12 protein-coding genes are annotated in these 12,503 nt (G+C 58.8%); 3 read left to right on the forward strand and 9 right to left on the reverse strand.

From position 1 onward, the window contains the following. Positions 1-608 (reverse strand): branched-chain amino acid transport system II carrier protein (locus G5358_RS17885; RefSeq protein WP_421324627.1); only part of this gene is annotated, 608 nt, incomplete at its 3' end. 236 nt (positions 609-844) lie between these two features. Then, a complete protein-coding gene (locus G5358_RS17890; protein ID WP_421324622.1) occupies positions 845-1,555 on the reverse strand; it encodes a tRNA1(Val) (adenine(37)-N6)-methyltransferase in 711 nt (236 codons plus the stop codon). Between the two features lie 119 nt (positions 1,556-1,674). Here G5358_RS17890 and srmB point away from each other — a divergent pair, with 119 nt between their 5' ends. Continuing rightward, the gene (srmB, locus tag G5358_RS17895; protein ID WP_005343175.1) at positions 1,675-2,898 is read left to right on the forward strand and encodes an ATP-dependent RNA helicase SrmB; all 1,224 of its coding nucleotides are present in this window, start codon (positions 1,675-1,677) and stop codon (positions 2,896-2,898) included. A 72-nt stretch (positions 2,899-2,970) separates the two neighbouring features. Here the strand turns inward: srmB and G5358_RS17900 are convergent, their stop codons facing one another. From G5358_RS17900 to rnr, 4 genes are read right to left on the reverse strand one after another with little or no spacing between them, the layout of a single operon-like run. Continuing rightward, on the reverse strand, positions 2,971-3,426 hold the full coding sequence (locus G5358_RS17900; RefSeq protein WP_236768018.1) for a GNAT family N-acetyltransferase: 456 nt from the start codon (positions 3,424-3,426) through the stop codon (positions 2,971-2,973). A 56-nt stretch (positions 3,427-3,482) separates the two neighbouring features. After that, on the reverse strand, positions 3,483-4,055 hold the full coding sequence (locus G5358_RS17905; RefSeq protein WP_139495086.1) for a Crp/Fnr family transcriptional regulator: 573 nt from the start codon (positions 4,053-4,055) through the stop codon (positions 3,483-3,485). A 2-nt stretch (positions 4,056-4,057) separates the two neighbouring features. Further along, entirely contained in the window at positions 4,058-4,807 is a 750-nt protein-coding gene (gene rlmB, locus G5358_RS17910; RefSeq protein WP_069554628.1) for a 23S rRNA (guanosine(2251)-2'-O)-methyltransferase RlmB, read from the reverse strand. Continuing rightward, positions 4,804-7,197 carry a ribonuclease R gene (gene rnr / locus G5358_RS17915; RefSeq protein WP_005354835.1) on the reverse strand — a complete coding sequence of 798 codons (2,394 nt, stop codon included), beginning with the start codon at positions 7,195-7,197 and terminating at the stop codon, positions 4,804-4,806. Before rnr ends, rlmB begins: the two co-directional genes overlap by 4 nt. Positions 7,198-7,331: 134 nt before the next feature. Between rnr and G5358_RS17920 the strand changes: the two genes are divergently transcribed. Then, positions 7,332-8,354 carry a GGDEF domain-containing protein gene (locus G5358_RS17920; RefSeq protein ID WP_019445736.1) on the forward strand — a complete coding sequence of 341 codons (1,023 nt, stop codon included), beginning with the start codon at positions 7,332-7,334 and terminating at the stop codon, positions 8,352-8,354. Between the two features lie 131 nt (positions 8,355-8,485). On the opposite strand, the gene ompA is transcribed toward G5358_RS17920, so the two are convergent. Together ompA and G5358_RS17930 are read right to left on the reverse strand one after the other, a co-directional pair. Continuing rightward, positions 8,486-9,523 (reverse strand): porin OmpA, encoded by a 1,038-nt coding sequence (gene ompA / locus G5358_RS17925; protein WP_421324624.1) that lies wholly within the window; start codon positions 9,521-9,523, stop codon positions 8,486-8,488. Positions 9,524-9,788: 265 nt separating this feature from the next. Further along, entirely contained in the window at positions 9,789-10,826 is a 1,038-nt protein-coding gene (locus G5358_RS17930; RefSeq protein WP_042081581.1) for an SGNH/GDSL hydrolase family protein, read from the reverse strand. A gap of 254 nt (positions 10,827-11,080) precedes the next feature. Between G5358_RS17930 and G5358_RS17935 the strand changes: the two genes are divergently transcribed. Further along, the gene (locus G5358_RS17935) at positions 11,081-11,467 is read left to right on the forward strand and encodes a YgiW/YdeI family stress tolerance OB fold protein (protein WP_005335826.1); all 387 of its coding nucleotides are present in this window, start codon (positions 11,081-11,083) and stop codon (positions 11,465-11,467) included. A gap of 85 nt (positions 11,468-11,552) precedes the next feature. Here the strand turns inward: G5358_RS17935 and mltC are convergent. Then, positions 11,553-12,503 (reverse strand): membrane-bound lytic murein transglycosylase MltC (mltC, locus tag G5358_RS17940; protein WP_421324625.1); only part of this gene is annotated, 951 nt, incomplete at its 5' end.

Raw genomic sequence — 12,503 nt, forward strand, 5'->3', positions numbered from 1 at the left:
CCTTTCTGGCGCAGCAGGTCGACGATCAGGGCGCCAAACATCAGGGACGCCAGGGTGTCCATGGTGTTGTAGCCTTCTAGGATCCCTTTCACGAAGGGGCTGTTCTGATAGTCACCGGACGCATCAGGCATGGAGCCTTGCGGTGCTACGAATACCCCGATAGCCAGAGTCAGCAGCAGCAGCATCAGTACCGGAGTAAGGTATTTGCCGATGGCGTCCATCAGCTTGCCCTGGTTCATGGAGACCAGAATGGCCACACCAAAGAAGATCACGGTATAGGCCGCCAGACCCGCTTGCCCCATATCACCGATGAACGGCTTGAGGCCCATCTCGTAGGCAACCAGACCGGTACGGGGCGCGGCAAAGGCCGGGCCGATGATGATGTAGATGGCAACGGCCAGCGCAGTCGCGACACCGGCAGGCAGCAGTTTGGTCATGCCAGCCCAGCCGTTACCGGCTTTCGCCACGGCCAGAATGGTCACCAGAGGCAGGCCCACGGCAGTGACCAGGAAGCCAAACATCGCCAGGGAGAGGTGCTCACCAGCCATGTAACCGGCCAACGGCGGGAAAATGATGTTACCGGCGCCCAGGTAGAAGGCGAAGGTCATAAACCCTAATCCGAGTACATCGGACAATGTGAGTGATTTCGTCAAGTTCAACCTCGTCTGTCTTGTAAATTATTGCTTGTTATAGTTTTTATCGGTCGCTGACCGGGTGTGTTCAGGGGGTATAAAAAAAGAGCCCCGCATGTTTTTTCATCGCAACCAGTGGTTTTAGCTGGTCTGGAGCGGGCGCTCGATCTGGAACCAGCATAATGGCGTGAAAAAATAGTTCAAGACGAAATTTACATCTTCAAATAGAAGGGATTGGTCAGTTGGATATATCTGTCGGAATAGGCCCCATCAGCAGAATGGATCACAATTTCACCCCTCTCACACCTGTTTAATCCTCTGCCAAGTAGCAATAAAACACGATTTGCCTCTTTACCCTCTCTGGTGATAACAGCTGTATAACAAATGCCATGCAGATCATAATTCGCCGAAATGCATAAAATTTCATCGGCCATCGCCGTCGGCAGCACCAGCGCTACCTGCCCGTTCGGGCTCAGCAAACGATTGCAGGCCGCCAGTAATGCGTGGCTGTCGAGGGCGCCGGTATGGCGGGCCAACGCCCGCGCCGGATCGCTAAATGACTGGCCTGCCACGAAATAGGGAGGGTTGGAGACGACAAGATCGTAAGGGTCGGCCTGATAATCCTGAATGGCACTCTCTATGATGCTCACCCGATCGGCCCAAGGAGAAGCAGCCGCATTCTCCCGCGCCTGACTGGCCGCATTAATATCCAGCTCGACCGCATCAAGACGGCAGTCAGATCTGCTGCGTTGGGCCAGCATCAGAGCGATCAGGCCGCTGCCGGTGCCGATATCGAGCACTCGACGCGCCTGTTCGACCGGCGCCCAGGCACCGAGCAAAATGCCATCGGTGCCCACCTTCATGGCGCAGCGATCGTGATTGATATGGAACTGTTTGAAGGTAAATCCGCGACTACGTCCCATCTGGCCCCCGTCATCTGCAAAAATGGTGGGCGATTATAGCGGCTAAGACACACTCACCAATAGGAGCCGACGAGATAATCGCCTATAATCTGCCGTTTCCTTAATGACCGAGTATTGCCATGAGCCAGTCCTTTGATGATTTCGACCTGCACCCAGCCCTCAACCGGGCCTTGGCCGAGATGGGATTCACCCGCCCCACCACCATCCAGCAGATGGTGCTGGAGCCAGCCCTGGACGGCCGCGATATTCTGGCATCCGCTCCGACCGGTACCGGCAAGACTGCCTCCTTCCTGCTGCCGGCACTCCAGCACCTGCTGGACTTCCCGCGCCGCAAGCCGGGCCCCTGCCGCATGCTGATCCTGACCCCGACCCGCGAGCTGGCGCTGCAGGTGACCGCCCACGCCAAGGCGCTGGCGGCCCATACCAACCTCAGCATCGAAACCATCATCGGCGGCGTCAGCCATGAAGAGCAGCTGCCTGCCCTGACCAAGACCACCGACATCGTCGTGGCCACCCCGGGCCGTCTGCTCGAGTACATCGAGAAAGAGGAGTTCGAGAGCCACGACATCGAAGTGCTGGTGCTGGATGAAGCGGACCGCATGCTGGACATGGGCTTCATCAAGGATGTGAACCGCATCGTGGCCGAAGCGCGCTACCGCAAGCACACCATGCTCTTCTCCGCCACCCTGGAAGGGGCCGGCCTTGAGAAGTTCGCCAACGAGATCCTCAAGGATCCGGTGGAGCTGCACGCCGAGCCGCCGCGCAGCGAACGTCGCCCCATTACCCAGTGGATCCATCTGGCCGATGACGCCGCCCACAAGCTGGCGCTGCTGACCCATATCCTGAAAGATCCGGAAACCCAGAAGGCGATCATCTTCGTCAAGACTCGCGAGCGTCTGGCGGAGCTCTCCGGCCAGCTGCAGGCTGCAGGTATCTCCTGCGCCTGGATCCGTGGCGAGATGGAGCAGAGCAAGCGTATCGAGTCGATCCGCAAGTTCCACGAAGGGGAAGTGCCCTTCCTGATCGCCACCGACGTCGCCGCCCGCGGCATCGACCTGCCGAACGTCAGCCATGTCATCAACTACGACATGCCCTACGGCGCCGATGTCTACGTCCACCGGATTGGCCGTACCGGCCGCGCTGGCAACCGTGGCTGTGCCATCAGCCTGGTGGAGGCCCACGACATGGCGATGGTCGCCAAGATCGAGCGCTACACCGAAGAGCGCCTCAAGCGCCGGGTGATCGACGAGCTGCGCCCGAAACACAAGGAAGCGCGGGTACCGGTGAAGAAGAAAAAGCCGGTCGACAAGAAGAAGTCCGCCAAGAAGAAAAAGAAGAAGTGATCGCCGAGCGATAAAGAGAAGGGCCATCCTGCGGGATGGCCCTTCTGCATTCTGAATCACTCTGACGAGTGGTTATGCCGCCACTCTGCGCATCCCCATATGGGGGATATCATCTTCGAGATAGCCTTCCCCTTCCGCCACAAAACCGTGTTGGCCATAGAAGCCTTGCAGATGGGCCTGCGCCCCCAGCCAGATGCTGTGAGTCGGCCAGCGCGCCTCGCACGCCTTGACCGCCTCGCCGATCAGCTTATGACCGAGACCACCGCCGCGCGCCTTGGGTGAGGTCACCACCCGACCGATGGCGGCGCCACTTTCATCGCCGATGCCGGGCGCCATGATCCGCGCATAGGCGGCCAGCAGCTCGCCCTGATAGCCGAGCAGGTGCCAGACCCCTTCGCGGCGATCCAGTCCATCCAGATCCTGAAAGGGGCAGGTCTGCTCCACCACGAACACCTCGGCCCGCAGCGCCAGCAACTCATACAACTCGTCAGTGGTCAGTTCAGACCAGGGTTTCAGGATCCAGTTCATCGGCAACTCCTTATCAGTTCGGCCTGCCAGCATAATCGTGGCGCCAGCGCCCTGCATTAACCTTTGTTAAGTTCTTTCAGCCGTTTGCGAATGCGGCTCAGACTGATGGGCGTAATACCGAGATAGGCGGCGATCTGGTGATCCGGCACTCTGGCATCGAGTGCGGGAAAACTGTCGAGAAAGTGCTGATAGCGCGCCTGCGGGCTGCCGGTCAGCAGCAACTGCTCCTTCTCCTCCTTGATGCGCAGCTGCACCTCCAGCAGGTGCTGGTACCAGCGCGGCCATCCGGGCAGCTGGCGCAGGTCAGCCAGACTGAACAGCTGCAGATGGCAGGGCTCCAGCGCCTCCACGCTGTAGCGGGCCGGCTCGCCACTGAGCAGGTGGTGAAAGTCGAGAAACTCGTCCCCCTCCCAGTAGAACTCCTTGATGTACTCGCGGCCATCCTCCAGCACCAGCTTGGCCCGCAGCAGCCCCTGCTCCACCCTGACCAGCAGATCCGGGCTGTCGCCGGCATGCCAGAGGCAGCTTTTCGGGCTGAGGGTCAGCGGGCGGGCAAAAGAGAGGAGGCGCGCGGCCTCCTCTTTATCTGCGACCTGCGCCCAATCGAAGGGGGGTCTGTCAGTCAACATGATTAACCGCGACGCTGACGCACGGCTTCAAACAGGCAGACGCCGGTTGCCACCGAGACGTTGAGGCTGGATACCGCCCCTGCCATCGGGATGCTCACCAGCTCGTCGCAATGTTCGCGGGTCAGGCGACGCATACCTTTACCTTCGGCCCCCATCACCAGCGCCATCGGGCCAGTCAGTTTGGCCTGATAGAGGTCGTGATCGGCCTCGCCAGCGGTGCCGACAATCCAGACGCCGCGCTCCTGCAATTCGCGCAGGGTGCGGGCCAGGTTGGTGACCTGAATCAGCGGCACCACTTCGGCCGCGCCACAGGCAACCTTGCGCACGATCGGGGTCAGGCCGGTGGCCTTGTCCCGCGGCACGATCACCGCATGAGCCCCGGCGGCATCGGCGCTGCGCAGGCAGGCGCCGAGGTTGTGCGGGTCGGTCACGCCATCCAGCACCAGCAGGAAGGGCTGGCTCTGTTGTGCCGCCAACTCGTCCAGCAGGCTGGCCAGATCGTGCTCGGCGAGCTTCGGCGCCTCTTTCACCCGGGCCATGATGCCCTGGTGATTGTTGCCTTCCGCTTTGTCATCAAGGGTCTTGCGGTTCACGCTCTGCACGCGCAAGCCGAGGGACTCCAGCTCGGCCAGCAGGGGTTGCAGCCGGTCGTCATCCCGCCCTTTCAGCGCCCATACCTCGATGAAACGCTCCGGGGTGCGCTCCAGCAGCGCGGTGACAGCGTGAATGCCGTAGATCAGTTCAGTACTCATTTAGTGCTCTTGGCCTTATCGCGAGCCTTTTTGCTCGGTCGTCTGTTGCTCGGTTTGGCGCGGCCACCCTTGTCGGATTTGCCGTGATCCTTGCCCTCTTTACGTTTTTCGTGGCGCTGGGCGCTCTTGGCCTTCTCTTTCTTGATCTCGGCCTGCTTGCGCGCCATCTCTTTGGCGTTCTTGCCGGTGGCCTTGAGCGGCTCTTCCACCATCACGAAATCAATCTTGCGATCGTCCAGGTTCACGCCCATCACCTTGACCCGCACCTTGTCGCCCAGACGGTAGCGACGGCGGAAGTTCTCGCCAATCAGCTGCATGTGCAGGGGATCAAACTGGTAGTAGTCGTTGGTGAGGGTGCTGACGTGCACCAGACCATCGATGTGGATCTCCGCCAGACGGACGAAGAAACCAAACCCGGTGACGCTGGCGATAACGCCGTCAAACTCGTCACCCACGTGATCCAGCATGTACTCGCACTTGAGCCAGTCGGCCACGTCGCGGGTCGCATCGTCGGCACGGCGCTCGGTCATGGAGCAGTGCTCGCCCATCGGGTCCACTTCTTCCAGCTGGTAGTGATAACCACCGCTCGGGGTCCACTTGTGGCGCAGGTTGCCCTGTTGCTCCTTGGCGGTCTGATACTTGATCGCCCGGTGCAGGATCAGGTCGGGATAGCGACGGATTGGCGAGGTGAAGTGCGCATAGGACTTCAACGCCAGACCGAAGTGGCCGATGTTGTCAGCCTGATAGATGGCCTGACGCATGGAGCGCAGCAGCATGGTGGAGAGCAGCTCCGCATCCGGGCGCCCTTCAAACTTGGCAGCCAGCTCGGCAAAGTCTTTCGGCTCGGGCTCGAGGCCGCCTTTGAGCTCCAGACCCAGTTCGGCCAGGAAATCGCGGAAACCGGTCAGACGCTCTTCGCCCGGACGGTCGTGGACCCGGAACAGGGCAAAGGCTTCGTTCTTCTCGATATAACGGGCCGCGGCGACGTTCGCCTGGATCATGCACTCTTCGATGATCTTGTGGGCATCGTTGCGCACCAGCGGCACGATGCGGTCGATCTTGCGCTGGGCGTTGAAGATAAAGCGGGTCTCCTCGCTCTCGAACTCCACCGCGCCACGCTGGTGACGGGCATGCTTGAGCGCCTTGTAGAGGTTGTTGAGCTCCTCGATATGGCCGACCAGCGGATCATACTGCTGACGCAGCTTGGGATCGCCATCGAGGATCGCGGCAACCTTGGTGTAGGTCAGACGGGCATGAGAGTTCATTACCGCTTCGTAGAACTTGTAGCCGGACATGCGGCCAGCGGCGGAGATGGTCATCTCGCACACCATGCAGAGGCGGTCAACTTGCGGGTTCAGGGAACACAAGCCGTTGGAGAGCACCTCAGGCAGCATGGGCACCACGAACTCGGGGAAGTAAACGGAGTTGCCGCGCTGATACGCTTCGGCATCCAGCGCCGTGCCCGGCTTCACATAGGCGGAGACGTCAGCAATGGCAACCCACAGGCGCCAGCCGCCACCACGCTTGGCTTCACAGAAGACGGCGTCATCGAAGTCGCGGGCATCTTCGCCGTCGATGGTGACCAGCGGCAGGGCGCGCAGGTCGATGCGGCCCTCTTTGGCCTTCTCCGGCACCTGTTCGCCGAGACCGGCAACCTCTTTGGTCACCTCTTCCGGCCAGGTGTGCGGGATACCGTGGGTACGCAAGGCAATTTCGATCTCCATGCCCGGCGCCATGTTCTCGCCCAGTACTTCCAGTACAGTGCCGACGGCATTGATGCGGGAGGTGGCGCGCTGATTGATGCGCACAACCACGACCTGGCTCTGGCGAGCCCCTTTGTTTTCCCCTTCCGGGATGATGATGTCCTGGCCGATACGGCTGTCATCCGGCACCACGAAACCAACGCCATTCTCGACGAAGTAACGGCCGACAATGTCTGCCTCACGGGACTTGAGCAGGCGCACCAGACGCGCTTCCTGACGACCCTTGCGGTCGATCTCGGTCGGCTGCACCAGCACGTAATCGCCATGCATCAGGCGTTGCATCTCTCGGTTGTTCAGATACAGATCCGGACCACCACCTTCCGGACGCAGAAAACCGAAGCCATCCTTGTGGCCGATTACATAACCTTTGACCAGATTCAGGCGATCCGGCAGGGCATAACATTGGTTGCGAGTGAATACCAGTTGTCCATCACGCTCCATGGCGCGCAGACGACGACGCAAGGCTTCCAACGGCTCTTCATCTTTCAGCTTGAGGACCTTGGCCAACTCTTCACGGGACATGGGCTTTTCATGACCCTTGATGAGTTCCAAGATCAACTCGCGACTGGCGATGGGGTTATCGTATTTTTCGGCCTCGCGTTCGAGGAAAGGATCTTTTTGAGACATAAGCAGGCCTTAGGGTAGGTGGTAACGGTGCCATTATATCGGAGGGGGGGGCGAATGGCATCCATCGGCTGCCTTTTGGCCAATCTCTCTGTCATACTATCTTCAGTTCGCTGGCATGATGAGACACAGAACTCATGAGTAAGGACACATTTGCCCAATCTGCCGCCTATCTCAAACAGGCGGTCCCTTTGATGATCAAGTACCAGATCCCCACGACGCCGGACAATTACCACCTGTGGTACAACTATGTCTCGGCCAGCATGCCCGAGCTCAACCAAGCGATCGATCAGGCAGTCAAAATGCAGGGAACCTGCTCGCTCACCACCTGCGAGCGACTCTATCACCAGTATCTGGCCGCTCAGGACGAGAAGCAGATGGAGGCGATGAAACTGAGCCTCGCCGCCATGGCCAACGAGCTCGGCCACTCCATGCAGGACGCCATCTCCGATACCGGCATGTTTCAGGAGATGCTCGACAAGAGTTTTGACAAGCTCAGCCGCATTGATGACGAGGGCTTCAGCCTGGAAGACACCATGGGGATCCTGCGAGAGCTGGTGCGCGAATCGCGGGATGTGCGCATGTCCACCATGCACTTTCGCAACCAGCTCAGCAATGCGGAAAAAGAGATCAAGGAACTGCGGGCGGCGCTCAACGAGACACGCAAACTGGCCAACGAGGATGCCCTCACCAACCTGCTCAACCGCCGCGCCTTCGATCTGGAGCTGGAGGGGTTGATCCGCAGCCAGCACCCCTTCTCGCTGATCCTTGCTGATATCGATCGCTTCAAGAACTTCAACGACGAATATGGGCACCTGCTCGGCGATCAGGTGCTGCGCGCCTTCAGCAAACGGCTGCGCGATGCCTGCAAGGAGGGAGTCACCGCCTATCGGCTGGGTGGGGAGGAGTTCGCCATGCTGGTCCCCCATCGCTCGCTGGCGCTGGCCAGACAGATGGCGGAAAGCATGCGCCGCGCTATCGAGCGGATGTCGATTCTGGATCGCAAATCGGGCCGCCGCATCGACCACATCACAGCCTCGTTTGGCGTGGGTGAGTTCAACGGTCAGGAGAGCGCAGACTGTCTGGTCGAACGTACCGACAAGCTGCTCTACAAGGCCAAGGAGCTGGGGCGCAACCGGGTGATGCCGCTCCCTTCCTGATTTAGTCCCCTGCCCGACCGCAATGCCAATGTAAAAAGCCAGTCAGATCAACTGACTGGCTTTTTGGTCTCTCTTGCTCCGACAGGGGCTGTTCATTCCAGCCCCAGTGGAACGCTGCTCAGTGTGAAGGATTACTCCTGCACCTCGCTAACACCTTCGACTTTCACATCAACACGGCGATCCGGAGCCAGGCAGACGATCAGCTCACGCTTGGACTTGCTGACGCAGCTGTCGCCGGTAACCGGTGAGGATTTACCACGCCCTTCCACATTGATCTTGGCGGCCGGGATCCCTTTACCAACCAGATAGTTGGCAACGGTCTGGGCACGCTGCTCGGAGAGCTTCTGGTTGTAGGCATCGGAACCGATACGGTCGGTGTGACCAATTACGGTTGCCACGCCATCTTTGGGTCGTGCTTCTTCAATCTGGCTATAGAGGCTATCCAGTGCCTGATTGGCCTCTGGCTTGAGAGTCGCCTTGTTGAAGTCAAACAGCACATCGGAGCTCAGGGTGAACTGCTTCTCAACCATCACAGGTGCAGGAGCAGGTTCCGGAGCCGGGGCGGGCGCCACAGGGGCAACCTGACCAAAGCGATAAACCGCTGCCAGTGAGAGCAGGCCGTTATCCATTCTCAGACCGGTATCATCGCGGCTGCCATACGGGGTGGTGTACTGGTACTCCAGGCGAGCGGCCCAGTCGAGATTGAACGCATACTCGGCACCCAGTGCACCGACCATGACAAAGCGGCTGTCATCTTTGTAGACATCGCTCTTGGTATCAGCCCAGCCATAACCGCCACCGACACGACCATACAGATCCAGATTATCGGTAACCGGGAAACCCAGTTTCAGGGTCAGTTGAGCCAGCTGTGCTTGTACTTCATCACTGAAAGCGCCTGCCGCCGTATTGGCATCGTATTTGTAATTGCCCAGATAGTCGTAACCCAGCTCCAGTCCCAGATTCTTGTTGATCTGATAACCGCCAAACACGCCTGCCCCCAAGGCATCGTTGGTCTCATTGCCAAGGGTCAGGGCATTGCTTTCATCAATGCCGTAGAAGTTGGACCAACCCAGTTTGGCACCGCCATACCAGGTGTTGTCTTGACCGGCAGCCTGGGCATTGGCCGCCAGCAAGCCGGTAACCAGCAAGGTAATCAATGATTTTTTCATGTTTGAGCCTCTGCAACTTTATGTAGGAGGAGGTTGATTGATATCACCTCGTCTTATAGGTGCAACCACCCAAAAGCGATCGCAGCATATCAACGTTAGCCTATTTTCAAGTCACTGATATCAATTAACAAAAAACACTCTAACGCAACCACGTTACAAAAACAGCAACAAACGTTTGTTATTTGAACTGAATGTGACGCAAAAAGACGCACAGATGAGGGCAGATAGGAGAAAAAGGCCAGCAACATGCTGGCCCGAAGCGATATCAGTGACGAACAAACTCGTAGTGCTGATCGATAAAGTCAGCAACACGCTGGCTCAGTACCTTGTGCACCGTCCTGGTCGGATGCACCTGATCCCAGAACATATGCTCATCGCAGTTGAGAGTCGCTGCTCGCCCTTTTGCCTGCCCGCTCACCACCGCCTGCGCCAGGATCGGGTTACCGGCAATAGCCACTCTTTCGGAGACACTCAAAGCCGGGGTCGCAGCCACCTCGGCGGCGCTGCCGGAGAACGGCTTCCATGTATAGCCACCACCGTAGCAAGCGTGTTCTGTGTCACTCAGCCCGAACTGCTGAGGATCGCGCATCATCTCGTCAAACTGCTTGTCCACTTCGAACAGCTTCACGATGCCGAGGGGAGCCAGCTCGCGAGTGAGGTTCTGCAACTTCTGGTTGTGGTAACTGGCCACATGGCGCACCTTCTCCACCACCTTCATGCTGCGGGCTGACGGGGTCTGCCCCAGATCAGGAATGTTGAACAGCAGGATCTGCTGCGCGCCGTTGAGCACCAACCGGTTGGATGCCAGCCGGATGGTATCGATCACCCGATCCGCATCCCGCTCGGTGTTCCAGCCATAAGCCAGATAGTCATTGGCACCGACCCAGATCACCACCAGATCATCGGGGCGGAACTTGTCCTTTTTCAGGAACTGATCGATCTCGTAATCGAGGTTGTTGATCACCTGATATTTGGGATCCCAGGACCAGAAACCGAGCCAGCCGTTCAAAGCCCCCAGATGGTTATAGGCCACCGCGGTTGCACCGCCTTCCGCCTCGTTGGCCACGACCAGACCGGGGAAACGCTCGTCACCCAACTGCTCCAGCCACACCGGGCCGTTGCTGAAGCGCCCGTTGAAGTAGGGTGGGCTGGAGGGGAGATACCCCCGCATCTTTTTGTACATCTTGCCGGTGTCGGAGAGGCTGTCACCAAACATCACAACCCGGGAAAAAGGTTGGCGTCCCTCTGCCGCTTGCGCGGTCAATGCCATTAACCCCAATAAACAAACAAGCCATTTTTTCATATTGTTATGCTCTTCGATTAAGCAGGTGAGACCTGCGGACTTCTCCTCGAGTGGCGACAGGCATGGGAAGAGTCTGCTGCCACTGACTTCTGGTGAAGGCGACAGATTACAGTTCCAGATGAAATCACACATGTTCCGCCACCGATGAAATCGCTTGCGCTCACAAAACAGACAATCACACCAGCCTATTTCTTTCACGCTTGTTTCACGCCCCCCCCGGCACAATGCCCCCATACCAACGACAGGAGTATGAAATGAACAAGGCAAGCGCAAGCGTAATCGGACTGTTGACCCTGATGTCTGTCTCCTCTTTTGCCATGGCGGCCTATACCGGCCCGCAAGAGCAGAACAAGGTTTCCGTTGCTCAACTGAAAGATCTGGCCGATGACAGCTGGGCCACCCTGGAAGGGAAACTGGTCAAGCACCTGGGCGGCGAGAACTATCTGTTCCGCGATGCCAGCGGTGAGGTGGAGGTCGAAGTGGATCAGGATGTGTGGCGTGGCACCGAAGTGGGCCCGGATGATCAGATCCGCATCCGTGGTGAAGTGGACCACAGCTGGAACAAGACCGAAGTGGAAGTGAAAACCCTGGAGAAAGTGGGCGCGGCCCCGCAGACCAAGGGCGGCTTTATCGCCAAATAAGGCCACTTCAACGACGAACTGGCCAGACGTTAAAAGGGCGCTTGATATCAAGCGCCCTTTTGCATGGTTAACCCAGCGTCATCGCTTAACCGGCCCGACTGGCAAAGGCTCTCTTGAACCCCTTCTCGGCCTGATTGACCTTGTAGAGGTAACGGCGCGCCTCCTCTTTGGGATGCTGCTCGGTCAACACCTGATAGACCGCCTCGGGGGAGAGCCGGTTGATCCGACCCGGCGCCGCCTTGCGATCGCTGGAGAAGGTATTGAGTACCCCGCCAGCACCACCGTTATAGGCGGAGATCACCGCATAACGACGGGAGCGCGGATCCTCGATATCCGCCAGATAGACGGTCTGCAACAGGTGCAGATAAGCGGTACCGACATCGATGTTGTAGGCCGGGTTGAACAGCTCCTCCCGGGTCGGCTGGCCGTTCTTGCCCTTGACCCGAACATAGACGTCACGACCGGCGGTAGCCGGGATCACCTGCATCAGGCCATAAGCGTTGGCATGACTCACCGCATAGGGGTTGAAGCTGCTCTCGGTCTTGATCACCGCATAGATCAGGCTCTCCGGCACGCCGTATTTGCGCGACGCTTCCCGGATGATCCCCGCATACTTGTAGCCCCGTCGATCTTCATGGTTGGCCACCATGGGAATATCAACGAAGAAGATGGTGCGAATACCCAGAGTGCGCTTCTTCATCGCCGTGTTGAGCAGGTAATCGGCATAACGCTCGGCGCGCCAGGAGGCGCGGATTGGCTGGCGCTGATTGTCCAGCACCTGACCGTAGAGGAAGGGCTCGCCGCCGGTCAGAATTTCCCGGTCGGAGTAAAGATCCACTTCGGCCGGATCGTCCGGCGTCAGCAGAGTCTCGATGATGGCGCGACGCAGGTGAGCGCGGGGATCGATGCCCGAGACCGTCTCCACCATGATGTGGCCGCTGGAGAAGTCGATGTGGGCCCGGCTCTTGTACTGATCCGTGTATTTTACGTAGTCAAACTTGCCCGCAAACAGCGCCTCCCGCCCCCATATCTCGTT

Source organism: Aeromonas sp. 604176, assembly GCF_049170755.1.
Lineage (GTDB): Bacteria > Pseudomonadota > Gammaproteobacteria > Enterobacterales > Aeromonadaceae > Aeromonas > Aeromonas veronii_A.

Coding starts and splice junctions, on each gene's coding strand:
- G5358_RS17890 (WP_421324622.1), bottom strand. CDS start 1,555: ATGGGACGTAGTCGCGGATTTACCTTCAAACAGTTCCATATCAATCAC.
- srmB (WP_005343175.1), top strand. CDS start 1,675: ATGAGCCAGTCCTTTGATGATTTCGACCTGCACCCAGCCCTCAACCGG.
- G5358_RS17900 (WP_236768018.1), bottom strand. CDS start 3,426: ATGAACTGGATCCTGAAACCCTGGTCTGAACTGACCACTGACGAGTTG.
- G5358_RS17905 (WP_139495086.1), bottom strand. CDS start 4,055: ATGTTGACTGACAGACCCCCCTTCGATTGGGCGCAGGTCGCAGATAAA.
- rlmB (WP_069554628.1), bottom strand. CDS start 4,807: ATGAGTACTGAACTGATCTACGGCATTCACGCTGTCACCGCGCTGCTG.
- rnr (WP_005354835.1), bottom strand. CDS start 7,197: ATGTCTCAAAAAGATCCTTTCCTCGAACGCGAGGCCGAAAAATACGAT.
- G5358_RS17920 (WP_019445736.1), top strand. CDS start 7,332: ATGAGTAAGGACACATTTGCCCAATCTGCCGCCTATCTCAAACAGGCG.
- ompA (WP_421324624.1), bottom strand. CDS start 9,523: ATGAAAAAATCATTGATTACCTTGCTGGTTACCGGCTTGCTGGCGGCC.
- G5358_RS17930 (WP_042081581.1), bottom strand. CDS start 10,826: ATGAAAAAATGGCTTGTTTGTTTATTGGGGTTAATGGCATTGACCGCG.
- G5358_RS17935 (WP_005335826.1), top strand. CDS start 11,081: ATGAACAAGGCAAGCGCAAGCGTAATCGGACTGTTGACCCTGATGTCT.